Raw genomic sequence first — 25,060 nt, 5'->3', positions numbered from 1 at the left:
GCAGGACGCGGCGGCGTCTCACGACGCCGCCGCCGGGGAGGGAAAGCCGCGGAGGTCAGTCGACCTTGACCCAATCGGCCACGAGACGGTTGTCGGCGCGGTGCGTCACGCTGACGTTCTTGCGCATCGCCCAGGGAATGACCTGGTCGTGCAGCGGGATGTGGCCGAATTCCTTGGCGTGGATCTCCAGCGCCTTGTGGATGTCGGCGTCGCGCTTGGCCACGTCGGTCTCGGTCTTGACGCGATCGATGATGGCGTCGACTTCCTTGTTGCTGTAGTCGCCCAGGTTGTACATGCCGTCGGCGCCCTCACCCTTGGTGCGGATCAGGTTCTGCAGGGTGTACATGGCGTCGAAGGTGGGCACGCCCCAGCCGAACAGATACACGCTGGTGTCGCGGTTCTGCACCTTGGGGAAGTAAGTGGCGCGCGGCATCGCGTTGAGCGAGGCCTTCACGCCCACCTTGGCCCACATCCCGACCACGGCCTGGCAGATGGCCTCGTCGTTGATGTAGCGATTGTTGGGGCAGTCCAGCGTGAAGTTCAGGGTGCCGTCGTAGCCGGCTTCCTTCAGCAGCGCGCGGGCCTTCTCGGGATCGTAGGGCACGCGCTTGTGCAGCGCTTCGGTCCAGCCGTGCACCTGCGGCGCGATCATCGTGCCGGTGGGCGCCGACAGGCCGCGCATCACGGCGCGCTTGATGGCGTCGACGTCGATGGCGCGGTAGAGCGCCTCGCGCACGCGCACGTCGGTGAAGGGGTTCTTGCCCTTGATGTTCGAATACAGCAGCTCCGGACGCTTCTGGTCGTAGCCGATGTAGATGGTGCGGTACTCGTTGCCCTCGACCACCTTGGCCTCGCGGCGCAGGCGGTCCAGATCCTGGGCGGCCGGGTCCAGCACGAAATCGATCTCGCCCGACAGCAGCGCGGCCGTGCGGGTGGCGTTCTGCTTGATCGGCGTGAACACGACCTCGGTCACGTTGCCGACCTTCTTGTCCTTGTTCCACCAGTTCGCGTTCTGTGCGAACACGGTGCGCACGTCCACTTCACGCGACTTGAGCTGGTAGGGGCCCGTGCCGTTGGTGTTGCGCGCCGCGTAGGTCTCTTCCTTGTTGACGAAGTCCTGCGGCTTGGTGACGTTGTTCTTTTCCGACCACGCCTTGTTCATGATGAACACGTTGGGCAGCTGGCGCAGCAGCACGGGGTTGGGCGCGGAGGTTTCGATCTCGACGGTGAAGTCGTCGACCTTGCGCGCTTCCTTGATGCCGGTGGTGTAGGCCTTGTAGTTCGAGGTGGGCGCCATCGCGCGATGCACCGAGAACACGACGTCGTCGGCCGTGAACGGCGCGCCGTCGTGGAACTTCACGCCCTGGCGCAGCTTGAAGCGATACAGCGTGGGCGAGACCTGCTCCCACTCGGTGGCCAGACGCGGGACGACCTTGAACGTGGCGTCGTAATCGACCAGGGGTTCGTAGACGTAGCTGTTGGCCGCGATGGTCATGCCCTCGTTCTGCGAGTGCGGATCCATCGTGAGGATGTCGCCCTGTGCTGCCCAGCGGAAGGTCTTGGCGTGCCCGATCGTGGGGGCAGCCACAGCGGCGGCGATCGCGATAGCAATCAAGGTGCGGCGCATCATAGCTCCTGACAAGTATCTGAATAAAACGGGCGGATATTGCCTACCCCCGACAGCGCCGTCAATTAGGGGTTTGTGCCGATATGGAGCGGTTATTAGCTCAATGTTGTGCAATGAGGGACGGGCTGGTAGCCGCCGTTGGCAGCTCGCGCCCGGGTCCGCGCGGGGGCCGCGGCCGCGGCGCCAGCCCGCCGAGCACCCGCCCAGCCCCTCAGTCTTCCGCGTCGTCTTCCGGCTCGAGCGCCTCGGCCGCGCCCAGCGGCAGGCCCATCAGCGCACGCAACATGTCCATCAGCTGCGCCGCGCGCTCGTGGCCGAAGGGCCGCAACACGGCTTCCTGGTGCGCCAGCGCCGCGTCGCACAGGCGCGCGACCAGCGCATGCCCCTTGGACGTGATGCGCACGCGGGTCTGGCGCCGGTCGCTGCGCACGCCGGTGCGCGCGAGCAGGCCCTCGGCCTCCATGCGCTGCACCACCTTGCTCAGGGTGGGCTGCTTGGTCAGGGCCGCGGCCGCCAGCGCGCCGATGGTTTCGCCGGGGCTGCCTTCCAGGCTGGCGAGCACCCGCCACTCGGTCACCGAGAGCCCGGCGGCGCGCGCCTGCAGGTGAAACTCGGCCGAGATGCGATGACTGGCCTGCGCCAGCAGATAGGCCAGGTAGTTGTCGACGAAGCGCGGCGCGCGGCCCGCGTCGGTGGCGGGCGCGCTATCGAAGGCAATGTTCTTCTTCATGGTCCCTGGGTCCGTGTGCTTCATCGTTGCGCCGGACAAACAGCGGCGCGCGGAACGCGATTCATGCGCTGCAACACCCTGCGCACCAGCGCGGTGCTGCTCTCTGCCACGCATGCACCAAAGCGCATCCCGATGCTGTTGCGCAGCATAGGGTTTGCCCTCAAATCAAAGCCGTTTTTGCACCAGTTTCAGGCACGCGGACGGCGCTTGCATCGCTGGACAACGAGTATATACACCCTTGTTTTTGCGTGATATTTTTTTCTTTCAATGAAAATTCATATTTTTTATTGACAGCTAAAAGGTTGACTTCTAAAGTATTTTCGCGGCACCAGAAAAACAGGATGTGCGTGTTGCCACGCAACATCCCATGACAGGCCCAAGGCCTGTACTCAAGGGGTTTCTCGATGGCGGAAAGGTCGTTCAAGAAAGAAGTCCAGCAGTTGCGCATCGGCGCGGGCGAAGAGTTCCGCGGCGAGGGCATTCTTGCGGTCACCAAGGCGTTGCTGCAGTCGGGCGTCGGATACGTCGCCGGCTATCAGGGCTCGCCGATCTCGCACCTGATGGACGTGCTGGCCGATGCCAACGAGATCCTGCAGGAGCTCGGCGTGCACTTCGAGACCAGCGCCTCCGAAGCCACCGCCGCCGCCACGCTGGCGGCCTCCGTGATGTACCCGATCCGCGGCGCCGTCACCTGGAAATCCACGGTGGGCACCAACGTCGCCTCCGACGCCCTCGCCAACCTGGCCTCGGGCGGCGTGACCGGCGGCGCGCTGGTCATCGTGGGCGAAGACTACGGCGAGGGCTCCTCCATCATGCAGGAGCGTTCGCACGCCTTCGCGATGAAGTCGCAGATCTGGCTGCTGGACCCGCGTCCCAACCTCGAGAGCATGGTGAAGGCGGTCGAAGACGGCTTCTCGCTGTCGGAGGCCAGCAAGACCCCGGTCATGCTGCAGCTGCGCATCCGCGGCTGCCACGTGCACGGCCGCTTCATCGCCAAGGACAATCAACGGCCGGCCTATTCGCTGGCGCAGGCCCTGGAACAGCCGCAGCGCGACACCTCGCGCATCGTGCTGCCGCCGGCCTCGTTCCTGCACGAGCAGGAAAAGATCAAGGAGCGCTGGCCGGCCGCCATCTCGTTCATCAAGGAACGCAAGCTCAACGAATTCTTCGAGGGCGAGCGCGACGACATCGGCCTCATCATCCAGGGCGGCCTCTACAACGGCGTGATCCGCGCGCTGCAGCTGCAGGGCCTGGCCGACCACTTCGGCAACAGCCGCATCCCGATCTACGTGATGAACGTCACGTATCCGGTGATCGAAGACGAGGTGCTGGACTTCTGCCGCGGCAAGCGCGCCGTGCTGCTGCTCGAAGAGGGCCAGCCCGACTACATCGAACAGAACCTGCACGCCGTGCTGCGCCGCGCCGGCGTGAGCACGCAGCTGTCCGGCAAGGACGTGCTGCCGATGGCGGGCGAGTACACCACGCAGGTGATGCGCGACGGCATCCGCCGCTTCCTGCAGACGCAGGCACCCGAGATGCTGGCCACGCACGCGCCGGCCGCCGCCGACGCCCAGGGCGAACGCCAGCTGGAGATCACGGAGGTGGCGCGCCGTCGCGAGGCGCCGCGCGCCGAGGAAAAGCCGATCACCTTCATGCGCCACGCGGCCGAGCTGGCCGCCGTGGTGCCGCCGCGGCCCGCGGGCTTCTGCACCGGCTGTCCGGAGCGGCCGATCTTCTCGGCGCTGACGCTGGCGCAGGAAAAACTCGGCCAGCACCACATCTCCTGTGACATCGGCTGCCATTTGTTCTCGATCCTGCCGCCCTTCAACCTGGGCGCCACCACCATGGGCTACGGCCTGGGCGCGTCCAGCGCGGCCGCGTTCAACGTGCCGGCGGCCAAGCGGCCGATCTCGATCATGGGCGACGGCGGCTTCTGGCACAACGGCCTGGCCTCGGGCATCGGCAACGCGGTGTTCAACAAGTACGACGGCGTGATCGTCATCGTCGACAACTTCTATTCCTCGGCCACCGGCGGGCAGGACATCCTGTCGTCGCGCGCCGAGAATCCCGACCGCTCCACCAACAACCCCATCGACGCCGCCGTGCGCGGCGTGGGCGTGAAGTGGGTGCGCACGATCGACCATACCTACGACGTGGCGCGCGTGCGCGCCGTGCTCGAAGAGGCGCTCACCACCAGCGAGGGCGGCCCCAAGGTCATCATCGCGCAGTCGGAATGCATGCTGAACAAGCAGCGCCGCATCAAGCCGCAATTCAACCGCGCCGTGAAGGAAGGCAAGCGCATGGTGAAGGAGCGCTTCGGGGTCGACCCCGACGTCTGCACCGGCGACCACGCCTGTATCCGGCTCTCGGGCTGTCCGTCGCTGTCGGTCAAGGACAGCGGCGACCCGCTCAAGCCCGATCCGGTCGCACACGTGGAGAGCAGCTGCGTGGGCTGCGGCAACTGCGGCGAGGTGGCGCACGCCGCCGTGCTGTGCCCGTCGTTCTACCGCGCCGACATCGTGCACAACCCCACGGCCGGCGACCGCTTCCTGGCGCGCGTGCGCCGCGGCGTGATCGGCTTCCTGCAGCGCCGCCGCGCCGCCCGCCTGACCCGCTACGCCCTGTGAGCGCATCATGAGCCAAACCGAATCCCCCCGCGTCCAGCCGATCAAGATCGCCATCCTGGCCATGGGCGGCCAGGGCGGCGGCGTGCTCGCCGACTGGATCGTCGAGCTGGCCGAACACGCCGGCTGGTGGGCCCAGACCACCTCCGTGCCGGGCGTGGCGCAGCGCACCGGCGCCACCATCTATTACCTCGAGCTGCTGCCCGAGACCGAGGTCGCGCGCGCCGGCCGCCCGCCCGCGCTGGCCCTGATGCCCACGCCGGGCGACGTCGACCTCGTGGTGGCGGCCGAGCTGATGGAAGGCGGCCGAGCGATCACGCGCGGTCTCGTCACGCCCGACCGCACCACGCTCATCAGCTCGTCGCACCGCAGCTATGCGGTGAGCGAGAAGTCGGCCCCGGGCAACGGCATCGCCGATCCGAACAAGGTGCTCGAGGCCGGCCGCGACAGCGCGCGCCGCTTCCTCTGCTTCGACCTGCAGGACCTGGCCGACCGCAACGGCAGCGTGATCAGCGCCAGCCTGTTCGGCGCCGTGGCCGGCAGCGGCGCCCTACCCTTCGCGCGCGAGGCCTTCGAGGCCACCATCGAACGCGCCGGCGTGGGCGTGCAGGCCAGCCTGCGCGCCTTCGGCGCCGGCTATGCGGCCGCCGCCCAGGCGCCGGCCCAGCCCGACCCGATCGTGGCGCACGACCACCTGCCCGAAGTGCCCGAGCGCGCCGCCACCGCCGCGACGCAGGCCCTGCTCGACCGCGTGCGGCGCGACTTTCCCGGCGCCGCGCAGCCCCTGATGGTGGCGGCGCTGCGGCGCCTGATCGACTACCAGGACCCGGCCTATGCCGCCGAGTACCTCGACCACATGGACCGCCTGGCCGCGCTCGATCGCGTGCATGGCGGCGACGGCGCCGGCTGGGCGCTCACCTGTGCGGCCGCGCGCCACCTCGCCGTGGCGATGGCCTACGACGACGTGATCCGCGTGGCCGACCTGAAGACCCGCGGCAGCCGCGACGCCCGCGTGCGCGACGAGGTCGGCGCCAGGCCCGACCAGCTCGTCTACACCACCGAATTCGTGCATCCGCGCCTCGAAGAGATCTGCGGCACCCTGCCCGTGCGCCTCGGCCGCTGGCTCGAGGGCTCGCGCGCCTTCGGCGGCTTCGTGCAGAAGCGGCTGGCGCGCGGCAAGCGCATGCGGCTCGGCACGCTGGGCGGCTTTCTGGCCTTCTACGGCCTGGCCGGCATGCGGCGCTTCCGCCGCGGCCTGCTGCGGCACCAGGTCGAGGCCGAAGCCCTGCGCACCTGGCTGGACCTGATCGCGCGCATCGCGCCCACCGATTACGCGCTCGCGGTCGAGACCACGCTGTGCCGACGCCTGGTGAAGGGCTACAGCGACACGCACGCGCGCGGCGAAAGCAAGTACCGCACCCTGATCGACGCGGCCGGCCGGCTCAACGGCCAGCCCGGCGCGGCGACCCGCCTGCGCGAATTGCGCGAGCTGGCGCTGTCGCAGGCCAGCTGCGCGCCGCTCGAGCGCCAGGCCGCCGAACACGTCCCTGCCTGACTCCCTACATCGAGATCCATCGTGGCATCGCTGAAACTCGTCGTACGCGACATCCGCCAAGAATCGCCCTTGATCCGCTCGGTCTGTCTGGAGCGCGCCGACGGCGGCCCGCTGCCCGCCTTCGGGCCCGGCGCCCACCTCAAGATCCGCGTCCCGGGGCTGTCCGAACCGCGCTGCTACTCGCTGATCGCGACCGCGGGCGCGGCGGCCGACTTCGCCACGCCGGCGCGCTACCGCCTCGGCATCCGCCTCGAAGACAACAGCCAGGGCGGCTCGCGCCACATGCACGCGCTGGCCGTGGGCGACGAGCTCGAGGCCGAGGGCCCGAAGAACGACTTTCCGCTGCACGAGGCCCCGGCCGACGAGCCCGACGTGATCCTGATCGCGGGCGGCATCGGCATCACGCCGATCGCGGCCATGGCGACGGCGCTGGCCGCGGCCGGCCGGCCCTACTCGCTGCACTACACCGGCCGCAGCCGCAGCCAGCTGGCGTTCGCGCAGGAGCTCGAGACGCTGGCCGGCAGCGCGCTGCGCCTGTATGCCGACGACGAGGGCGGCGCCTTCGACCTGGACGCCCTGCTGGCGGCGAGCACGCCGCACCAGCACCTGTACGTGTGCGGCCCGAAGGGCCTCATCGACGCGGTGATCGCGAAGGCGGCCGAACGCGGCTGGCCGCCGGCCCACGTGCATTTCGAGCTGTTCACCACCGCGGCGGCCCAGGCCGGCGACCAGCCCTTCGAGGTGGAGCTGCGCCAGTCGGGCAAGGTGCTGACCGTGCCGGCCGACAAGACCATCGTCGACGTGCTCGAAGAGGCGGGCTGCGATCCGCTCTACGACTGCAAGCGCGGCGAGTGCGGCGTGTGCCAGGCCACCGTGCTCGAGGGCGAGCCGGATCACCGCGATTACTACCTGTCGGCCGCCGAGAAGGCCAGCGGCACGGTCATCCAGATGTGCATCTCGCGCTGCAAGTCGGCGCGGCTGGTGCTGGACCTGTAGAGGCAACCATGGCGAATCCGCAATACCGCGACAATCCCGCTGCCGTCCGCGCCCTGGTGCGCGAGACCGAGGTGCACAAGGATCTGTTCACCAGCCCCGAGCTGTTCGACCTGGAGATGGAGCATCTCTACGCCGCGACCTGGGTCTACGTGGGCCATGAGTCGCAGGTGCCGAACAGCGGCGACTACATCACGACCACCGTGGGCCTGCAGCCCGTGGTGATGGTGCGCCACAGCGACAAGAGCGTGCGGGTGCTGTACAACCGCTGCCCGCACAAGGGCACGATGGTGGCGGGCGATGCCTGCGGCAATACCGGCAAGTTCTTCCGCTGCCCGTATCACGCCTGGACCTTCAAGACCGACGGCAGCCTGCTGTCGATCCCGCTCAAGAAAGGCTACGACCCCGAGGTGCTGTCCGCGTGCGAGGCCAGCACCGGCATGGCCGCGGTGGGCGCGATGGAAAACTATCGCGGCTTCATCTTCTGCCGCCTGAACCCGGAGGGCCAGGGCTTCGCCGAGTTCTTCGGCGAATCGCTCAGCACGCTGGACAACATGGTGGACCGCTCGCCCGAGGGCAGGCTCGAGGTGGCCGGCGGCGTGTTCCGCTACGTGCACCGCTGCAACTGGAAGATGCTGGTCGACAACCAGACCGACACGTGTCACCCGATGGTGGCGCACGAATCGTCGGCCGGCACCGCGGTGAAGGTGTGGGAGGCCGCGCCCGAAGGCACGCCCAAGCCCATGGCGGTGGAGCTGTTCGCGCCCTTCATCTCGCCCTATGAGTTCTTCGAGAACATGGGCATCCGCGTGTGGGAGAACGGCCACGGTCACACCGGCGTGTCCGATTCGATCCACGCCGCCTACTCGACGATCCCCGGCTACTGGGACAGCATGGTGGCCGCCTACGGCGAGGAGCGCGCGCACGCGATCCTGGGCGAGGTGCGGCACAACACCGTGTACTTTCCCAACATCATGGTGAAGGGCCCGATCCAGACCCTGCGCATCTTCAAGCCGCTCGCCGCCGACCGCACCCTGGTCGAGTCGTGGACGTTCCGCCTGGTGGGCGCGCCAGACCTGCTGCTCGAACGCACGCTCATGTACAACCGCCTGATCAACGCGCCGACCTCGGTGGTGGGCCACGACGACCTGGAGATGTACGAGCGCGCCCAGCAGGGCCTGGCCTCGCGCGCGCACGACTGGGTCAACGTGGCGCGGCTGTACACGCCCGGCGAGGCGGAGCAGCGCAACGTCGTGACCAACGGCACCAACGAATGGCAGATGCGCAACCAGTATCGCGCATGGGCCCGCTACCTCACCGACAGCATGGAGGCCCGGGCATGAGCGCGCCGATCGACCAACGCCTGACCGACTTCGTCTATGCCGAGGCGCGCATGCTCGACGAGCAGCGCTTCGACGACTGGCTCGCGCTCTACACCGACGACGGCCATTACTGGATGCCGCTGGCGCACGACCAGCAGGACGCGCGGCTGCACGCCTCGCTGATGTACGAAGACCTGCTGCTGCTGAAGGTGCGGGTGGAACGGCTGGCGGGCAATCGCACGTTCTCGCAGCAGCCGCGCAGCCGCTCGCACCACCTGCTGCAGGCGCCCACGATCGAGCGCGGCCACCCCGAACACGCGCCCGAGGCGGGCCGCTACGTGGTGCGCACCGCGTTCCATTACGTCGAGGCGCGCCAGGACGAGCAGACCCTGTACGCGGGCTGGACCACCCATCACCTGGTGGAGCAGGACGGCGCGCTGCGCATCCGGCTCAAGCGCGTGGACCTGCTCAATTGCGACGCCGCGTTCGGCAACATTCAACTGTTCATGTGAGGAGCGCGGCGTGAGTACCACCGTCTACCAGGCATACATCGAGAGCGCGCGGCAGTGGCCGCAGCATGCCTTCGTCTGCGTGCTGCCCGAAACGGCCGGCATCTACGGCATCGACGCCGGCGAACTGAGCTACGCCGACGCGGCCGCCCGCATCGAGACGCTGCGGGCCGCCTATGAGAAGGCCGGCTATGGCCACGGCCACCGCGCCGGCCTGCTGCTCGAGAACCGCCCCGCGTTCTTCCTGCACTGGTTCGCCCTGAACGCGCTCGGCGTGTCGGTGGTGCCGATCAACCAGGACCTGCGCGCCGCCGAGCTCGAGTATCTCACCGGCCACTCCGAGATCGCGCTGGCCGTGGCGCTGCCGCAGCGCCACGACGAGCTGCGCGCGGCCGCCCGGCGTGCCGGGCGCGAGCTGGTGGTGATCGGCCCCGACGAGACCGTGCCGCCGGCGCCCTTCGCGCCGCCGCGCGCCGGCGAGCCGCTGGACGAGCAGACCGAATGCGCGCTGCTGTACACGTCCGGCACCACCGGCCGGCCCAAGGGCTGCATCCTGCCCAACCGCTATTTCCTGCACGCGGGCCGCTGGTACGCCGAGAGCGGCGGCCTGGTGTCGCTGCGGCCCGGCGCCGAGCGCATGCTCACGCCGCTGCCGCTGGTGCACATGAACGCGATGGCGTACTCGGCCATGGCGATGGTGCTGACCGGCGGCTGCCTCATCACGCTGGACCGCTTCCATCCGCGCACCTGGTGGGACAGCGTGCGCGCGTCGCGCGCCACCGTGCTGCACTACCTGGGCGTGATGCCCGCCATGCTGATGAAGGCGCCCGCCGCCGAGAGCGACCGTGACCACCAGGTGCGCTTCGGCTTTGGCGCCGGGGTCGAGCGCGGCCTGCATGCCCCCTTCGAGGAACGCTTCGGCTTTCCGCTGCTGGAGGCCTGGGCCATGACCGAGACCGGCGCGGGCGCGGTGGTGATCGCCAACGAGGAGCCGCGTCACATCGGCTCGAACTGCTTCGGCCGCGAAGGCGCCGAAGTGCAGGTCCGCATCGTGGCCGACGACGGCAGCGACGCCGCCGCCGGCGAGCCGGGCGAGCTGCTGGTGCGCCATGGCGGCGACGATCCGCGCTACGGCTTCTTCGCCGGCTACCTCAAGGACGCCGAGGCTACCGACGCGGCCTGGGAGGGCGGCTGGTTCCACACCGGCGACATCGTGCGCCGCGACGCCGACGGCGCGTTGCGCTTCGTCGACCGCAAGAAGAACGTGATTCGCCGCAGCGGCGAGAACATCTCCGCCGTCGAGGTCGAGGCGGTGCTGCTGCGCCATCCGCTGGTGAAGTCGGCGGCCGTGGCGGCCGTGCCCGACGCCGTGCGCGGCGACGAGGTGCTGGTGTGCGTGGTGGCCGAGGCCGAGCCGGCCGATGCCGCCGCGCGCGAGGCCGCCGCCCGCGAACTGGTGGGCTGGTGCCTGGAGCAGCTGGCCTACTACAAGGCGCCCGGCTACGTCGCCTTCGTCGACGCCCTGCCGCTCACCACCACCAACAAGATCCAGCGCGGCGAGATGAAGACCTGGGCGCCGACCCTGCCGGGCACGGCGCGCTGCGTCGATACCCGCGCGCTGAAGAAGCGCCAGGAGCACGCCGCATGAGCCGGCGCGGCTACGACGGCGTGGCGGTGGCGGTGCCGGTATCGGTGCCTTACGTGCGCTACAGCACCCATGCGGCGCACTGGTGGCTGGGACGCGCGCTGGCGCAACTGATCCAGGGCGCGGGGCTGCGCAAGCACGACATCGACGGCGTGTGCGTGTCGAGCTTCACGCTGGCGCCCGACAGCGCCGTGGGCCTGATGCAGCATCTCGGCATGCAGCCGCGCTGGCTCGACCACATCCCGATGGGCGGCGCCTCCGGCGTGGTGGCGCTGCGCCGCGCCGCGCGCGCGGTGCAGGCCGGCGACGCCGACGTGATCGCCTGCGTGGCCGGCGACACCAACCACGTGGACTCGTTCCGCAACACCGTGAGCCAGTTCTCGCGCTTTGCGCAGGACGGCGTCTACCCCTACGGCGCGGGCGGCCCGAATGCGAGCTTCGCGCTGCTGACCGACCACTACATGCGCGAGAGCGGCGCCACCCGCGCCGACTTCGGCAAGCTCTGCGTGGCCCAGCGCGACAACGCGCTGCGCTATCCGCACGCGCTGATGAAGAAACCGCTCACGCTCGAGCAGTACCTGGGCGCGCGCGAGATCGCCAGCCCGATCCACCTGTTCGACTGCGTGATGCCCTGCGCCGGCGCCGACGCCTTCCTGGTGATGAGCGCCGACCGCGCGCGCCAGCTCGGCCTGGCCCACGTGCAGGTGCTGGGCACGATCGAACGCCACAACGCCTGGAGCGAGGACGCGATCCAGACGCGCGGCGGCTGGACCCTGGACGTGGACGACCTCTACGCCCAGGCGGGCCGCGGCCCGGCCGACGTGGACCTGATGCAGGCCTACGACGACTATCCGGTGATCAATTTCATGCAGCTGGAAGACCTGGGCTTCTGCGCCAAGAACGAAGGCCCCGCCTTCGTGCGGCGCCACACGTTCACGGTGGACGGCAGCTTTCCGTTCAACACCAACGGCGGCCAGCTCTCCGTGGGCCAGGCCGGCGCGGCCGGCGGCTATCTCGGCATGGTCGAGGCGCTGCGCCAGCTCACCGGGCAGAGCGGCGCGGGCCAGGTCGCCCGCGCCCGCACCGCGCTGGTCAGCGGCTTCGGCATGATCAACTACGACCGCGGCCTGTGCACCGGCGCGGCGCTGCTGGGGAGCACGGCATGACCGAACCGCTCAAGCGCCCGCCGCGCAAGGATCCCGTGGCGCGCACGCGCCAGCCCACCCTGCCGCCCGGCGCCCGCAGCCGCGCCGCGCTCGGCCTCACGGCCGCCGCCGCGCTGGGCCGCTTCCGCATGCAGGTGTGCGCGGCCTGCGGCACGGTGCAGTACCCGCCGCGCGAGGTCTGCGGCGCCTGCCTGCATCACGAGCTGCCCTGGCGCGAGGTATCGCCGCTGGGCACGCTGATCGCGCGCACCACCCTGCAGCACAGCAACGATCTCTATTTCCGCGAGCGCCTGCCCTGGCAGGTCGGCACCGTGGTGATGAACGCCGGCCCCAGCGTGGTGGCCCACCTGCACCAGGATTGCCCCGATGGCGGTCCGGTGCGACTTGCCCTCAAACTCGATCGCAGCGGCCAGGCCGTGCTGATCGCCCTGCCCCCCGAGGACACGCCCGACATGCAAGACGACAAAACGCTGCGCGAAACCTCGTGCACCCCGAAGCTGCGCCGCGTGCTGGTGACCGACGGCAAGTCGGCCGTGGGCCAGGCGCTGGTGCCCGCGCTGCTGCAGGCCGGCGCCACCCACGTGTTCGTGGGCGACCCGCAGGCCTGGCGCCAGGATCCGGCCTTCGAGCGGCTGCGCCAGGACGAACGCGTCAGCACGCTGCCGCTCGACGTGACCGACACCGACGCGATCGACCGCGCGGCCGGCTCGATCGGCGGCAAGGTCGACATCCTGATCAACACCGCCGACTACGAACGCGAGGGCGGCCTGCTGGGCGCGCGCGACGTCAACCGCGCCCGCGACGCGCTCGACGTGAACTGCCTGGGCCTGATGCGCCTGGCGCAGGCCTTCGGCCCCGGCATGGCCGCCCGCGCCTCGGATGGCGTGAACAGCGCCTGCGCCTGGGTCAATGTGCTGAGCATCTATGCCCAGATGAACCTGCCGGGCCGCGGCGTATGGTCGGCCAGCAAGGCGGCCGCGCTGTCGCTGGCGCAATGCCTGCGCGCCGAATTCCGCCCGGCCGGCGTGCGCGTGGTCAATGTCTTCCCCGGTCCGGTGGACCACGAATGGGAGCAGCGCACGCCGCCGCCGCGCGTGGCGCCCAAGGCCATCGCCAGCGCCATCGTGCGCGCGCTGGAGGCCGGCATCGAAGACGTCTACGTGGGCGACGTGGCCGAGGAATTCCTCGCGCGCCTGGCCGACAACCCCAAGGGACTGGAACGCGAGCTGGGCGCCTGAGCCCGCCGCGCCCTCGACAAGGAGCCTGAATTGAGTGCTGACACCCTCGCCCGTTTCGTGACCGACCTGGCCGCCGGCCGGATCCGCGTGGTCGACCTGACCGAAACGCTCACGCCCGAATTCCCCACCATCCAGCTGCCGCCGGAGTTCGGCCAGGCCTGGCCGTTCCGCATCGAGGAGATCTCGCGCTACGACGAGCGCGGCCCGGCCTGGTACTGGAACAACTTCTCCTGCTCCGAACACACCGGCACCCACTTCGACGCGCCGGCGCACTGGATCAGCGGCAAGGACCAGCCCGACAACACGGTGGACACCATTCCGGTGGAGGCCTTCGTGGCCAACGCCTGCGTGATCGACTGCTCGCGCGAGTCGCGCGACAACCCCGACTTCCTGCTCACCATCGACTTCGTCAAGCGCTGGGAGGCCGAACACGGCGAGATCCCGGCGCGCGCCTGGGTGCTGATGCGCACCGACTGGTCCAAGCGCGCCAAGCCGGCCGACTACCTCAACATGCAGGCCGACGGCGCGCACTCGCCCGGACCCGATGCCGAGGTGGTGCCGTGGCTGGTCAAGGAGCGCGACGTGCACGGCTTCGGCACCGAATCGGTCGGCACCGACGCCGGCCAGGCCGCCCACCTGGACCCGCCCTACCCCTGCCACTACTTCATGCACGGCAACAACCGCTACGGCCTGCAGTGCCTGACCAACCTGGACCAGCTGCCGCCCAAGGGCGCGGTGATCTTCTCCGCGCCGCTGAAGATCCGCAACGGCTCGGGCAGCCCGCTGCGCGTGCTCGCCATGACGCCGGCCTGAGCCGCGCGGCCACATAAAAAAGGGGAATCCATGTCCGACCAGAATGTCGCGATCGTCACCGGCGGCAGCGCCGGCATCGGCGCCGAGATCTGCCGCAGCATGCTCGACGCCGGCTACGAGGTGATCTCGCTGGCGCGCCGCACCGGCGAGCTGTCCCATGCGCGGCTGCGCCACGTGCAGGTCGACCTGCTCGACGCGGACGCGACCGCGCAGGCCGCGGCCGAGATCGCCGCGCAGCATCCGGTGAGCCACGTGATCCACAACGCCGGCGTGATCTGGCCCAATCTGCTGCCGCAGGTGAAGCAGGAAGAGCTGCAGGGCCTGACGCAGATCCACCTGGGCGCGGCCATCGCGCTGGTGCAGGCGGTGCTGCCCGGCATGCAGGAACGGCGCCTCGGCCGCATCGTGCTGCTGTCGTCGCGCGGCGCGCTCGGCCTGCCCACGCGCACCGCCTACTCGGCCACCAAGGCCGGCATGATCGGCATGGCGCGCACCTGGGCGCTGGAGCTGGCGCCCAGCGGCATCACGGTCAACGTGGTGGCGCCGGGCCCGATCCAGACCGACATGTTCTACGAGGTGATCGATGCGGGCAGCGAGCGCGAACGGGCGCTGGCCAACAGCATCCCGGTCAAGCGCATCGGCCGCGCCGACGACGTCGCGCGTGCCGTCATGTTCTTCTCCGATCGCGCCAACAGCTTCGTCACCGGCCAGACGCTGTATGTCTGTGGCGGCGCGAGCGTGGGCTCGATCACCATCTGACCGGCAGCACAACAACAAACGCAGTGCCATGAAACGCGGCGGGCCGTCGGCCACGCCGCAATCCGAGCAGCAACCACTCTCTCCAAAGCACGGAGGAATTGCCATGTCGTCGAACAAGCTCTCCCTGGCGGCCGCGGCCGTCGCCGCCCTGCTGACCTTCCCCGCCCTGGCGCAGGTCAAGGTCGGCGTCGTCACCTCGTCCACCGGCCCGACCGCCCTGGTCGGCATCCCGCAGAAGAATTCGGTGCCGCTGTTGCCGAAGAAGATCGGCGACCTCGCCGTCGAATACATCTCGCTCGACGACGCCAGCGACTCGACCCAGTCGGTCACGGCCTTCAAGAAGCTGATCTCCGAACAGAACGTCGACGCGCTGATCGGCCCCTCGGGCTCGCCCAACGCCATGGGCGTGATCCAGTTCGCGGCCGAGGCCGGCGTGCCGATGCTCGCGCCGGTCGGCACCGCGGCGGTGGTGCTGCCGATGAACGACCAGAAGAAGTGGGTGTTCAAGACCACGCAGAACGACGACATCATCGCCCGCGCGCTGGTCGACCACATGGCCAAGACCGGCGTGAAGACCGTCGGCTTCATCGGCCTGAACGATCCCTACGGCGAGAACTGGTACAAGGTGTTCTCGGCCATGGCCGCCGAGAAGGGCATCAGGATCGCCGCCAACGAACGCTACCTGCGCTTCGACAGCTCGGTCACCGGCCAGGCGCTCAAGATCCTCGCGGCCAAGCCCGACGCGGTGCTGGTCGCCGCGCCCGGCGCCGCCAGCGTGCTGCCGCAGACCACGCTGGTGGACCAGGGCTACAAGGGCAAGTTCTACCAGACCCACGGCGCGGCGCTGCCCGACTTCATCAAGCTCGGCGGCAAGAAGGTCGAGGGCACCATTCTCGCGGCCAGCCTGATGCTGGTGCTGCCCGAGATCCCCGACAGCAACCCGTCGAAGAAGGTCGCCTCCGACTACATCGCCGCCTACCAGAAGCTGCACGGCTCGGTGCCCGCCACCTTCGGCGCCAACGTCTACGACGCCGGCCTGCTGCTCGAGAAGGCCGTGCCGCTGGCCGAGAAGGCCGGCAAGCCGGGCACCAAGGAATTCCGTTCCGCGCTGCGCGATGCGCTGGAGCAGACCAAGGAGCTGGTGGGCACGCAGGGCGTCTACAACATGACGCCGGCCGACCACAGCGGCTTCGACGAACGCGGCCGCGAGCTGATCACCGTGCGTGACGGCAACTGGACGCTGGTCAAGTAAGCAGCCGGGCCGGAACCACGACGCATGAATGCTCAGATAGCCCTGATCCTGGGGCAGGACGGCCTGACCAACGGCGCGATCTACGCGCTGCTGGCCCTGGCCATCCTGCTCGTCTTCACCGTCACGCGGGTGCTGTTCATCCCGCAGGGCGAGTTCGTCGCCTTCGGCGCCCTCACCATGGCCGCCGTGCAGGCCGGCAAGCCCGTGCTGCTGGTCTGGCTGGTGGTGGCGTTCGCCGTGGCCGAGGCGCTGGCCGACCTGCTGGCGCAGCGGCGCCGCTACGGCCGTCCGCGGCCCGGGTGGCGCTGGATCGCGCGCCTGGTCTATCCCTTCGTCGTGGCCGGCCTGGTCCATGCCCTGCCGCTGGCCGAGCTGCCGATGGCGCTGCAGGCCCTGCTCACGCTGGCCATCGTGGTGCCGCTCGGTCCGCAGCTCTACCGCCTGTTCTACCAGCCCATCGCCGGCGCCTCCACGCTGGTGCTGCTGATCGTGTCGGTGGCGGTGCACCTGGCGCTGGTCGGCCTGGGCCTGCTGGCGTTCGGCGCGGAGGGCGCCCGCACGCGGCCGTTCTCCGACGCGCAGTTCGCACTGGGGCCGATGAACGTCAACAGCCAGGCACTGTGGGTGCTGGCGGTATCCCTGGTGCTGATCCTCGTGCTGTATCAGTTCTTCGAGCGCACCATGTACGGCAAGGCGCTGCGCGCCGCGGCGTTCAACCGCGCCGGCGCGCGCCTGATGGGCATCTCGCCGGTGTTCGCCGGCCGCATCACCTTCCTGCTGGCCGGCCTGATCGGCACGGTCTCGGGCATCCTGATCGCGCCCATCACCACCATGTATTTCGACTCGGGCTTCCTGGTCAGCCTCAAGGGCTTCGTCGGCGCCATCATCGGCGGCCTGGTGAGCTATCCGGTGGCCGCGGCCGGCGCGGTGCTGGTCGGCCTGATCGAGGCGTTCTCGGCATTCTGGGCCAGCGCCTACAAGGAGATCATTGTTTTCACGCTGATCATTCCCGTGCTGCTGTGGCGCTCGCTCAAGAGCCACACGGTCGAAGAAGAGGAGGACGAAGCATGACGCCGCCGCGCCTTCTCGCCGTCTTCCTGGTGCTGCTGGCGCTGGCCCCGCTCGGGCTGCCGGCGTTCTACGTCACCCTGCTCAACTACATCGGCCTGTACGCGCTGGTGGCCATCGGCCTGGTGCTGCTCACCGGCGTCGGCGGCCTGACCAGCTTCGGCCAGGCCGCGTTCGTGGGCCTGGGCGCCTACACCACCGCGGTGCTGACCAGCCGCGCCGACACGCTGCCTGCCGCCCTTGCCTGGCTGGGCGCCTCGCCCTGGCTCGCGCTGGCGGCCGGCCTGCTGCTGACGCTGGCCGTGGCCTGGCTGCTGGGCGCGCTCACGCTGCGCCTGTCGGGCCACTTCCTGCCCCTGGGCACGATCGCATGGGGCCTGAGCCTGTACTTCGCGTTCGGCTCGGTCGAGGGCCTGGGCGGCCACACCGGCCTGACCGACATCCCGGCGATCCCGGTGTTCGGCAAGGCGCTCACGCAGGGCGGCCAGATCTATTACCTGATCTGGGCCTTCCTGCTGATCGGCATCTGGACCACCCGCAACCTGCTGGACTCGCGCGAGGGCCGCGCCATCCGCGCGCTCAAGGGCGGGCGCGTGATGGCCGAGTCGATGGGCGTGGACACGGCACGCGCGCGCATGGTGATCTTCATCATCGCCGCGCTGCAGGCCTGCGCCTCCGGCTGGCTCTATGCCCACATGCAGCGCTTCGTGAACCCGAACCCGTTCGGCCTGCAGATGGGCATCGAATACCTGTTCATGACCGTGATCGGCGGCGCCAGCAGCGTCTGGGGCGCGCTGGTCGGCGCGGGCGTGTTCACCGTGCTCAAGCAATGGCTGCAGGACTGGCTGCCCCGGCTGCTCGGCCAGACCGGCAACTTCGAGGTGATCGTGTTCGGCTTCGGCATGGTGCTGCTGCTGCACCGCTGGCGCGGCGGCATCTGGCCGGCGCTGGCGCGGCTGGTGCCGGTAAGGCAGGCCGCGCGCCGCATCGACACCGGCGCGGCTCCCCTGCCGCGGCGCGAGATGCCGCCGCGCGGCGAGGTGGTGCTGGTGGCGCGCGACGTGACCCGCCGCTTCGGCGGCCTGGTGGCGAACAACGCGATGAACCTGGAGATCCGCGCCGGCGAAGTGCTGGCGCTGATCGGGCCCAACGGCGCGGGCAAGAGCACCATGTTCAACCAGCTCTCCGGCGTGGACACGCCCACCTCCGGCAGCGTGACCTTCCTGGGCCGCGAGGTGGCCGGCGTCGGCGCCCGCGCCATCGCCCGCATGGGCCTGTCGCGCACGTTCCAGCACGTGAAGCTGATGAAGCGCATGAGCGCGCTCGAGAACGTCGCCATCGGCGCGCACCTGCGCGGCCACAGCGGCGTGTTGCGCGCCGCCTGGCGGCTCGATCGCGCCGAGGAGGACCGCCTGCTGGCGGAGGCGGCGCGCCAGATCGAGCGCGTCGGCCTGGGTCCGCACCTGCTCGATGCCGCGGGCTCGCTCGCGCTCGGCCAGCAGCGCATCCTGGAGATCGCGCGTGCCCTGGCCGCCGACCCCTGCCTGCTGCTGCTCGACGAACCCGCCGCGGGCCTGCGCTACCAGGAGAAGCGCGAGCTCGCCGCGCTGCTCGACCGCCTGCGCGGCGAAGGCATGGCGATCCTGCTGGTGGAGCACGACATGGAATTCGTGATGGGCCTGGCCGACCGCGTGGTGGTGATGGACTTCGGCCAGAAGATCGCCGAAGGCCTGCCGGCCGAGGTCCAGCGCGACCCGGCGGTGCTGGAGGCCTATCTGGGCGGCGTCGAGAACGGCATCGATATGGAGGTGAAGGCATGAGCGCCCCGCTGCTGCAAGTCCGCGACCTGCATGTGGCCTACGACAAGATCGAGGCCGTCTGCGGCGTCGACCTGGAAGTGGGCGAAGGCCGCATCGTGACCGTGATCGGCCCCAACGGCGCGGGCAAGACCACGCTGCTGTCGGCCATCATGGGCGTGCTGCCCTCGCGCGGCGAGATCCGCTTCAACGGCGCCGCGCACGCGCACGCCGAGGTCGAGGACATGGTCGCGGCCGGCATGAACCTGGTGCCGGAGAAGCGCGAGCTGTTTGCCGAAATGAGCGTGGAAGACAACCTGATGCTGGGCGGCTTCCACCGCTATCGCATGGGTCTGCGCGACCAGCAGGAATGCATCGCGGAGGTCTATGAGCTGTTTCCGCGCCTGCGCGAGCGGCGCGCCCAGCTCGCCGGCACGCTCTCCGGCGGCGAGCGCCAGATGCTGGCGGTGGGCCGCGCCCTCATGGCCAAGCCGCGCCTGCTCATGCTCGACGAGCCCAGCCTCGGGCTGGCGCCGCGCATCGTGCGCGAGGTGTTCCTGATCGTGGCCGAGCTGCGCCGCCGCGGCGTGTCGATCCTGCTGATCGAACAGAATGCGCGCGCCGCGCTGCAGGTGGCCGACCACGCCTACGTGCTCGAAATGGGCAAGGTCACGATCTCGGGGCCCGCGGCCGAACTGGCGCGCGATCCGCGCGTGGTGGAGGTGTACCTGGGCCTGGGGCACGCGCACGCGGCCTGAGGCCGCCGCGCGGGCCCCGGCCTCAGGCCAGGCCGCGCCGCCGGTCGCGCCGGTACATCAGATAGCCGACCGGCCACATGATGCCCACCAGCGCCCAGGCCCAGCCGTTGGTGAGCCTGAAATCCGACACGGCGGTGGGCAGCCCGGAGTTCTGCAGGTGCAGGCGGAAGCGCGTGTAGCGCGCGGCCGCCAGCACGAACTCGCGCGGCCGGTCCAGCACGTGGTCCATGTGATGCTGCAGCATGTCCCAGGCGAGCAGGTACAGGCCCTGGACGTTGTTGCGGATCGAGACCCCGCTGTTCATCAGGCCGCCCGGCGTGTCGTGATAGATGCGCACGACGCGGTTGATGAAGCGGGTCTTGAAGCCGGCGCGGGCGATGGCCCACCACACCAGGCTTTCGGGCACGAAGCCCGCGACATTCTGCGGAAACGGAAAGGCGCGCAGCACATCGGTGCGCATGCAACCGAATTTCTCGCCCTTCACCCGGTACTTGAAATACATGTCGACCGCGGTCGCGTCGAGCGGGTCGCGCGGGAAGCGCTCGCCCACGATGCTGCCGTTGGGCCGCGCGCACAGGCCGGTGATGGCCACGAACGAATCGCGCTGGGCGTCGGGGATGCCCTCCCACGCCGCATCGAGCACGGCGAGCGCGTCGGGCGGGATCTCGTCGTCGCTGTCGAGCGCCACCACGAACTGGCCGCGCGACTCGCGCACGCCGCGATTGAAGGCGGTTTTCTTGTGCTGGTTGTTCTGCCAGAAATAGCGGATCGGGAAATCGGCGCGGGCCTGCCAGGCGAGCACCACCTCGCGGGTGTTGTCGGTGGAGCCATCGTCGACCACCACCCATTCGAAGTCGCGCAGGGTCTGGCGGCAAAGGGATTCATAGACCCGGCCCAGCGTGGAGGCCCGGTTGAACGTGGGTGTCAGGACCGTAAATCGATAAGCGGGTTCGATCATGCGGCGGGACGGTCTTGGGTTGTGGCCCGGCCAACCCCGGGCTTTCGATTCGAGTGTACGTAAAGCCCCTGGGCCGCGATATGCGGGCTTGCGCGGATTTTGCAAACGAATATGTCACGATTTGCCAGATCGTTCGCGGCGGGCCGCGCGACCTGCGGTGCGCAGGTGCGGCCGCCCCGGCCAAACGGGTACACTGCCGCCTTGCCCTCGCCCCGCCTCGCCATGGAACCGAGTAACGTCCAGCTCAATGACATCGCCCTGTTTGTGGAAGTGGCCAAGCGCAAGAGTTTCAGCCTGGCCGCCAGGGCGCTGCACATCCCCACCTCCACGCTGTCGCGCCGCATCAGCCAGCTCGAACGCGCGATCGGCCTGCGCCTGATCAACCGCAACACGCGGCGCCTCGAGCTCACCGATGCCGGCAATATCTATCTGCGCCGCTGCCAGGGCCTGATCGACGAGGCCCGGCTCGCGCACGAACAGCTGCGCTCGCTGTCGAGCCGCCCCAAGGGCCGCCTCGGCATCTCGATCCCGTACAGCCTGGCGATCTGGCTGCTGCCCGCGTCGCTGCGCGACTTCATGGACGACTATCCCGACATCGAATGCGAGTTCGATCTCAGCATGAAGTCGACCGCCGACTCGCAAGGCGAGCCATTCGACGTGATGCTGCGCTTCGGCCGCGATGGCGACGGCGAACCGGAGGCGCCGGGCAGCGTCGAGCTGGAGCTGATCTCGCTCGACACCTATCTCTACGCCTCGGCCGATTATCTCGAGCGCCACGGCGAGCCCACCCATCCCGCCGACCTGAGCCGGCACGAATGCCTGCGCACGGCCATCGACGACGCGCACTCGTTCTGGATCCTGAACGACGGCACGCACACCGAACGGGTCGATGTGCAGGGCCGCGTGGCCGGCAACAACATCAGTGTGATGGGCACGCTGTCCGGCCTGGGCCTGGGCATCACGCGCCTGCCCTATTGCCAGGCGCTCGACCCGGTGATCGAGCGCAACTCGCTGCGCCGCATCCTGCCCGACTGGCGCGTGCAGCCGATCTCGATCTATGCGCGCTTCCCGTCGCGCATCCTGCCCGCCAAGACGCGCGCCTTCATGGACTTCATCCGGCCGCAGCTCGGGCCCGCCGGCGCGCCGGTGGAGCCCAGCGGCGAGACCGTGGAAGCCATGCAGCGCCGCGCGCCCCGCGCCGACCCGGTCACCGACAATCCCGGCTGAGCCGCCCGCGGCGCAGCCCTGCGCAACGAAGCCGGCGGGGCATGCGCGCGCGCCGGCTTCGAAAACAACGAGGCCGACCGGGCTTGCGCCCCTGTCGGCCTCGTTGCGGATCCTGGGATCGGGCGCCCTGGCGGACGCCCCGATCAAGCCATTACACGCGCTTGATCTTTTCCAGCATCTTGAAGACGCCCTTGGGCGACTTGACGAAAAGACGCTTGAAGCTCTTGCCCAGGCAACGGCGTTCCAGGGTGTTGCGACGCACGCGCTTGCGTTCTGCCATGATGATGACTCCGGTTTAAAGTTCGCGGGTTGATTCGAAAAGCCGCCGCGCAACCGGGTGATCCAGTTCAGCGACACCTGCATCCGGCAGGATACGGGCGTGCGGCGAAATTCAGGTAACTTGGCATTCTAGCCGGTTTCGCGGCGGCCCGGCAAATCGCCGGCCGCCGTTCCGTCCCCGTCTTCAGGCCCGGCTTTCGGCCAAGCGCGCCAGCACCACCTCGGCCGTGGGCAGCGGCTCGACGGCGCCATAGCCCTGGGTCGACAGCGCCGCCGCCACGTTGGCGTAGGTGACGGCCTCGGGCCAGTCGTCGCCCAGGCAGCGCCGCGCCAGCAGGTTGCCCGCGAAGCAGTCGCCCGCGCCGGTGGCGTCCACCGCCTTGACCGGATGGCCGCCGACCGGGCGCCGCGTCTTGCCGTCGTCGATCACCGCGCCGTCCTTGCCCAGCTTCAGCACCACCACCCCCGGCGCACCCGCGTCGCGGATCCAGTCGAGCGTGCGCTGCGCGTCTTCGTGGCCGGTGAGGTGACGCAGGTCGTCCATGCTGGGCAGGAACAGATCCGCCTGCGTCAGCGCCTCGCGCAGGATCGCGCGCGCCCGCGCCAGCGGCCACAGGCGCAGGCGCAGATTGGAGTCGAGGCTGATCTGGGTGCCGGCCGCGCGGGCCCGCGCCATCGCCGCGAACACCGTGTCGCAGGCGCTGGCGCTGATGGCGAGGCTGATGCCCGACACGTGCAGGAAGCGGGCGCGCTCGACCAGGCCGAGGTCGAGATCGGCGGGCTGCATGCGGCTCGCCGCCGAGCCCGCGCGCAGATAGCTGAACACGTGGCCGTCGGGTCCGTGCTGCACGAAATACATGCCGGTGTGGCCGGTGTCGTCGGTCAGCACGCCCGAGGTGTCGACGCCCTCGGCCTGCCACAGCGCCCGCAGCTGTTCGCCGAAGGTGTCGGCGCCGACCCGGCTCAGATAGGCGCAGCGCGCACCCTGGCGGGCCGCGGCGATGACGGCATTCGAGGTGTCGCCGCCCACGCCCTGCAGATACTGGCGCTCGCCGGGCACGGTCTGGTTGAACTCGATCAGGGCCTCGCCCAGACCGACGATGTCGAAGTCAGGCACGGGCGGCCTCCAGCGTCTGGACGATCTGCCGCACCAGCGTGCCGGTGTCGCGCGCGGCGAAGGCGGTCTTGTCGTAGAGGTTGCTGCCGATGCCCACGAGCGCGGCGCCGGCCGCGAAATACTCGCCCATATTCTGCGCGGTGACGCCGCCGGTCGGGCAGAACGGCACGTGGGGATAAACGGCCTTGAGCGCAGCCAGATGGCGCGGACCGCCCGTGTCGGCCGGGAAGATCTTCACGATGTCGGCGCCGGCCCGCGCGGCCTGCAGCACCTCGGTGGGCGTGAAGGCGCCCAGCAGGCACAGCGCGCCCGCCGCGTGCGCCAGCTCGACGATGCCGGGCGTGTGGCCGGGCGACACCAGGAAATCGGCGCCGGCGGTCAGGGCCTCGCGCGCCTGGTCTTCATCGAGGATGGTGCCCACGCCGATCACCAGGCGGTCGCCGTGCTTGTCGCGCAGCGCCCGCACCAGCTCGGTCACGCCGGGGATGGTCCAGGTCAGTTCGAGCGTGGTGCAGCCCGCGTTGTAGGCCACCTCGGCGGCATAGGCGGCGGTGGCGGCGTTGTCGTAGCGCAGCACCGGCACGACACGGGCGGCCAGCAGGGCGGCGAGAGCAGGATGGTCGGGTTTGGCAGTCACGGTTCAACCTCTGTGGGGAATGGCAGCAATCGGAACAACGGTGATCGATGAAGCGCCGGCCTCAGGCCGCGCGCGGCGGCATCAGCCCGAGCGCGGACTGGGCCCGGTCGCGCAGCGCGAGCAGCGGCGCCACATAGGCGCGCGCCGCATCGGGCGCGGCGCGGAAACACAGCACGCTGACGCTGACGCAGGCCGCCACCTCGCCATCGGCGCGGCGCAGCGCCACGCCGTAGCAGCAGATGCCGGCTTCGTTTTCCTGGTCGTCGAGCGCGTAGCCGCGCAGCCGCACCTGCGGCAGCGTCTGGCCCAACAGCAAGTCGCGCGCCGCGCCGTCGCAATCGGGCAGCGCCGCGAGGCTGCTGGCGCAGCGCTCGGCGTCGAGCGCAGCCAGCCAGGCGCGGCCCACGGCGCTGCGGTGCGCGGCCACGGTCGCGCCCACGCGCGACACCATGCGCAGCGGACCCGGGCTCTCGAGCTTGTCGATATACATCATGGCGCGGCCGGTGGGCACGGCCAGGTGCACGGTCTCGCCGGTGGCGTCGCGCAGCGCGCGCAGCTCGGCCGCGAGCGCGTCGCGCACCTCGAACTGCGACCAGGCCCGGCTGGCCAGCCCCAGCACGCGGGTGCCGATGCCGAAGCCGCCGCCGACCTCGCGCAGCATGCCCTGCTCGGCAAGGGCCGCGACGATGCGGTGCACGGTGGAACGAGGATAGCCGCAGGCGCGCGCCAGCGCGGCCACGGAAGGCGGCTCGGCGGCATCGGCCACGGCCTGCAGCACCGCCATGAATTTGGCAAACGCCGCGGTACCCGCGACGGTGGACTCTGACATGTCTTCCCCATGCGCACGCCGTCAGCGCGGCGCTGCGCAAAATCTGCGATACTGTTTATCCATACAGCTTGTCGTGACCCGCCCGCCAGGCGCGGGGCTTGCGGTCCGCCCCTTGATCCTGGCTCGAGCGCCCTCATCTGCCACAGGTTATGCCCACA

Annotated in this window: 23 protein-coding genes; 15 read left to right on the top strand and 8 right to left on the bottom strand. The window is 69.8% G+C overall.

Annotated features, from left to right (window positions below; all coding sequences use genetic code 11):
* Positions 1 to 55: 55 nt before the first annotated feature.
* The 3 genes from CEG14_RS04735 to CEG14_RS26840 form a co-directional block, all read right to left on the bottom strand.
* Positions 56 to 1,627, bottom strand: coding sequence for an ABC transporter substrate-binding protein (locus CEG14_RS04735; protein WP_094825286.1), 1,572 nt, complete (start codon positions 1,625 to 1,627; stop codon positions 56 to 58).
* Positions 1,628 to 1,838: 211 nt separating this feature from the next.
* Entirely contained in the window at positions 1,839 to 2,357 is a 519-nt protein-coding gene (locus tag CEG14_RS04730) for a MarR family winged helix-turn-helix transcriptional regulator (protein ID WP_094825168.1), read from the bottom strand.
* 160 nt (positions 2,358 to 2,517) lie between these two features.
* Positions 2,518 to 2,781, bottom strand: coding sequence for a hypothetical protein (locus tag CEG14_RS26840; RefSeq protein ID WP_176461366.1), 264 nt, complete (start codon positions 2,779 to 2,781; stop codon positions 2,518 to 2,520).
* On the opposite strand from CEG14_RS26840, the gene CEG14_RS04725 reads away from it, so the two are divergent.
* The 14 genes from CEG14_RS04725 (at position 2,762) to CEG14_RS04660 (ending at position 19,855) form a co-directional block, all read left to right on the top strand.
* Positions 2,762 to 4,984 carry an indolepyruvate ferredoxin oxidoreductase subunit alpha gene (locus CEG14_RS04725; protein WP_094825167.1) on the top strand — a complete coding sequence of 741 codons (2,223 nt, stop codon included), beginning with the start codon at positions 2,762 to 2,764 and terminating at the stop codon, positions 4,982 to 4,984. The two genes, CEG14_RS26840 and CEG14_RS04725, sit on opposite strands and share 20 nt — an antisense overlap.
* 7 nt (positions 4,985 to 4,991) lie before the next feature.
* Positions 4,992 to 6,536 carry an indolepyruvate oxidoreductase subunit beta family protein gene (locus CEG14_RS04720; RefSeq protein ID WP_094825166.1) on the top strand — a complete coding sequence of 515 codons (1,545 nt, stop codon included), beginning with the start codon at positions 4,992 to 4,994 and terminating at the stop codon, positions 6,534 to 6,536.
* A 21-nt stretch (positions 6,537 to 6,557) separates the two neighbouring features.
* Positions 6,558 to 7,532, top strand: a complete 975-nt coding sequence (locus CEG14_RS04715; RefSeq protein ID WP_094825165.1) for a PDR/VanB family oxidoreductase — start codon at positions 6,558 to 6,560, stop codon at positions 7,530 to 7,532.
* A gap of 8 nt (positions 7,533 to 7,540) precedes the next feature.
* The gene (locus tag CEG14_RS04710) at positions 7,541 to 8,872 is read left to right on the top strand and encodes an aromatic ring-hydroxylating dioxygenase subunit alpha (protein ID WP_094825164.1); all 1,332 of its coding nucleotides are present in this window, start codon (positions 7,541 to 7,543) and stop codon (positions 8,870 to 8,872) included.
* Positions 8,869 to 9,363 (top strand): aromatic-ring-hydroxylating dioxygenase subunit beta, encoded by a 495-nt coding sequence (locus CEG14_RS04705; protein WP_094825163.1) that lies wholly within the window; start codon positions 8,869 to 8,871, stop codon positions 9,361 to 9,363. Before CEG14_RS04710 ends, CEG14_RS04705 begins: the two co-directional genes overlap by 4 nt.
* A gap of 10 nt (positions 9,364 to 9,373) precedes the next feature.
* On the top strand, positions 9,374 to 11,008 hold the full coding sequence (locus CEG14_RS04700) for an AMP-binding protein (RefSeq protein ID WP_094825162.1): 1,635 nt from the start codon (positions 9,374 to 9,376) through the stop codon (positions 11,006 to 11,008).
* Positions 11,005 to 12,171, top strand: coding sequence for a thiolase family protein (locus tag CEG14_RS04695; RefSeq protein ID WP_094825161.1), 1,167 nt, complete (start codon positions 11,005 to 11,007; stop codon positions 12,169 to 12,171). Before CEG14_RS04700 ends, CEG14_RS04695 begins: the two co-directional genes overlap by 4 nt.
* Positions 12,168 to 13,409, top strand: coding sequence for an SDR family NAD(P)-dependent oxidoreductase (locus CEG14_RS04690; RefSeq protein WP_094825160.1), 1,242 nt, complete (start codon positions 12,168 to 12,170; stop codon positions 13,407 to 13,409). Before CEG14_RS04695 ends, CEG14_RS04690 begins: the two co-directional genes overlap by 4 nt.
* A 30-nt stretch (positions 13,410 to 13,439) precedes the next feature.
* Positions 13,440 to 14,222: a cyclase family protein gene (locus tag CEG14_RS04685; protein WP_094825159.1), complete on the top strand. Its 783-nt coding sequence runs from the start codon at positions 13,440 to 13,442 to the stop codon at positions 14,220 to 14,222.
* A gap of 30 nt (positions 14,223 to 14,252) precedes the next feature.
* Positions 14,253 to 14,981, top strand: a complete 729-nt coding sequence (locus tag CEG14_RS04680; RefSeq protein WP_094825158.1) for an SDR family NAD(P)-dependent oxidoreductase — start codon at positions 14,253 to 14,255, stop codon at positions 14,979 to 14,981.
* A gap of 103 nt (positions 14,982 to 15,084) precedes the next feature.
* Entirely contained in the window at positions 15,085 to 16,233 is a 1,149-nt protein-coding gene (locus CEG14_RS04675) for an ABC transporter substrate-binding protein (protein WP_094825157.1), read from the top strand.
* Between the two features lie 24 nt (positions 16,234 to 16,257).
* Entirely contained in the window at positions 16,258 to 17,304 is a 1,047-nt protein-coding gene (locus tag CEG14_RS04670) for a branched-chain amino acid ABC transporter permease (RefSeq protein WP_094825156.1), read from the top strand.
* Positions 17,301 to 19,121 (top strand): branched-chain amino acid ABC transporter ATP-binding protein/permease, encoded by a 1,821-nt coding sequence (locus tag CEG14_RS04665; RefSeq protein ID WP_094825155.1) that lies wholly within the window; start codon positions 17,301 to 17,303, stop codon positions 19,119 to 19,121. Before CEG14_RS04670 ends, CEG14_RS04665 begins: the two co-directional genes overlap by 4 nt.
* The gene (locus CEG14_RS04660; protein ID WP_094825154.1) at positions 19,118 to 19,855 is read left to right on the top strand and encodes an ABC transporter ATP-binding protein; all 738 of its coding nucleotides are present in this window, start codon (positions 19,118 to 19,120) and stop codon (positions 19,853 to 19,855) included. Before CEG14_RS04665 ends, CEG14_RS04660 begins: the two co-directional genes overlap by 4 nt.
* Positions 19,856 to 19,877: 22 nt before the next feature.
* Here the strand turns inward: CEG14_RS04660 and CEG14_RS04655 are convergent, their stop codons facing one another.
* The gene (locus CEG14_RS04655) at positions 19,878 to 20,813 is read right to left on the bottom strand and encodes a glycosyltransferase family 2 protein (protein ID WP_094825153.1); all 936 of its coding nucleotides are present in this window, start codon (positions 20,811 to 20,813) and stop codon (positions 19,878 to 19,880) included.
* A 222-nt stretch (positions 20,814 to 21,035) separates the two neighbouring features.
* Between CEG14_RS04655 and CEG14_RS04650 the strand changes: the two genes are divergently transcribed.
* The gene (locus CEG14_RS04650; RefSeq protein ID WP_094825152.1) at positions 21,036 to 22,040 is read left to right on the top strand and encodes a LysR family transcriptional regulator; all 1,005 of its coding nucleotides are present in this window, start codon (positions 21,036 to 21,038) and stop codon (positions 22,038 to 22,040) included.
* Between the two features lie 151 nt (positions 22,041 to 22,191).
* On the opposite strand, the gene CEG14_RS26560 is transcribed toward CEG14_RS04650, so the two are convergent.
* From CEG14_RS26560 to CEG14_RS04635, 4 genes are all read right to left on the bottom strand, one after another.
* Entirely contained in the window at positions 22,192 to 22,320 is a 129-nt protein-coding gene (locus CEG14_RS26560) for a hypothetical protein (RefSeq protein WP_255032095.1), read from the bottom strand.
* Positions 22,321 to 22,503: 183 nt separating this feature from the next.
* The gene (locus tag CEG14_RS04645) at positions 22,504 to 23,436 is read right to left on the bottom strand and encodes a sugar kinase (protein WP_094825151.1); all 933 of its coding nucleotides are present in this window, start codon (positions 23,434 to 23,436) and stop codon (positions 22,504 to 22,506) included.
* Positions 23,429 to 24,073 (bottom strand): bifunctional 4-hydroxy-2-oxoglutarate aldolase/2-dehydro-3-deoxy-phosphogluconate aldolase, encoded by a 645-nt coding sequence (locus CEG14_RS04640; RefSeq protein WP_094825150.1) that lies wholly within the window; start codon positions 24,071 to 24,073, stop codon positions 23,429 to 23,431. Before CEG14_RS04640 ends, CEG14_RS04645 begins: the two co-directional genes overlap by 8 nt.
* A 61-nt stretch (positions 24,074 to 24,134) precedes the next feature.
* The gene (locus CEG14_RS04635; protein WP_094825149.1) at positions 24,135 to 24,902 is read right to left on the bottom strand and encodes an IclR family transcriptional regulator; all 768 of its coding nucleotides are present in this window, start codon (positions 24,900 to 24,902) and stop codon (positions 24,135 to 24,137) included.
* Between the last annotated feature and the right edge of the window lie 158 nt (positions 24,903 to 25,060).

It is taken from the genome of Bordetella genomosp. 1 (assembly GCF_002261335.1).
In the GTDB taxonomy this organism is placed as follows: Bacteria; Pseudomonadota; Gammaproteobacteria; order Burkholderiales; family Burkholderiaceae_B; genus Bordetella.
Note: the sequence above shows the minus strand (reverse complement) of the source record. Positions and strands in the feature narration are given on the sequence as shown.

Coding starts and splice junctions, on each gene's coding strand:
- CEG14_RS04735 (WP_094825286.1), bottom strand. CDS start 1,627: ATGCGCCGCACCTTGATTGCTATCGCGATCGCCGCCGCTGTGGCTGCC.
- CEG14_RS04730 (WP_094825168.1), bottom strand. CDS start 2,357: ATGAAGAAGAACATTGCCTTCGATAGCGCGCCCGCCACCGACGCGGGC.
- CEG14_RS04725 (WP_094825167.1), top strand. CDS start 2,762: ATGGCGGAAAGGTCGTTCAAGAAAGAAGTCCAGCAGTTGCGCATCGGC.
- CEG14_RS04720 (WP_094825166.1), top strand. CDS start 4,992: ATGAGCCAAACCGAATCCCCCCGCGTCCAGCCGATCAAGATCGCCATC.
- CEG14_RS04710 (WP_094825164.1), top strand. CDS start 7,541: ATGGCGAATCCGCAATACCGCGACAATCCCGCTGCCGTCCGCGCCCTG.
- CEG14_RS04705 (WP_094825163.1), top strand. CDS start 8,869: ATGAGCGCGCCGATCGACCAACGCCTGACCGACTTCGTCTATGCCGAG.
- CEG14_RS04695 (WP_094825161.1), top strand. CDS start 11,005: ATGAGCCGGCGCGGCTACGACGGCGTGGCGGTGGCGGTGCCGGTATCG.
- CEG14_RS04690 (WP_094825160.1), top strand. CDS start 12,168: ATGACCGAACCGCTCAAGCGCCCGCCGCGCAAGGATCCCGTGGCGCGC.
- CEG14_RS04680 (WP_094825158.1), top strand. CDS start 14,253: ATGTCCGACCAGAATGTCGCGATCGTCACCGGCGGCAGCGCCGGCATC.
- CEG14_RS04675 (WP_094825157.1), top strand. CDS start 15,085: ATGTCGTCGAACAAGCTCTCCCTGGCGGCCGCGGCCGTCGCCGCCCTG.
- CEG14_RS04670 (WP_094825156.1), top strand. CDS start 16,258: ATGAATGCTCAGATAGCCCTGATCCTGGGGCAGGACGGCCTGACCAAC.
- CEG14_RS04665 (WP_094825155.1), top strand. CDS start 17,301: ATGACGCCGCCGCGCCTTCTCGCCGTCTTCCTGGTGCTGCTGGCGCTG.
- CEG14_RS04660 (WP_094825154.1), top strand. CDS start 19,118: ATGAGCGCCCCGCTGCTGCAAGTCCGCGACCTGCATGTGGCCTACGAC.
- CEG14_RS04655 (WP_094825153.1), bottom strand. CDS start 20,813: ATGATCGAACCCGCTTATCGATTTACGGTCCTGACACCCACGTTCAAC.
- CEG14_RS04650 (WP_094825152.1), top strand. CDS start 21,036: ATGGAACCGAGTAACGTCCAGCTCAATGACATCGCCCTGTTTGTGGAA.
- CEG14_RS26560 (WP_255032095.1), bottom strand. CDS start 22,320: ATGGCAGAACGCAAGCGCGTGCGTCGCAACACCCTGGAACGCCGTTGC.
- CEG14_RS04635 (WP_094825149.1), bottom strand. CDS start 24,902: ATGTCAGAGTCCACCGTCGCGGGTACCGCGGCGTTTGCCAAATTCATG.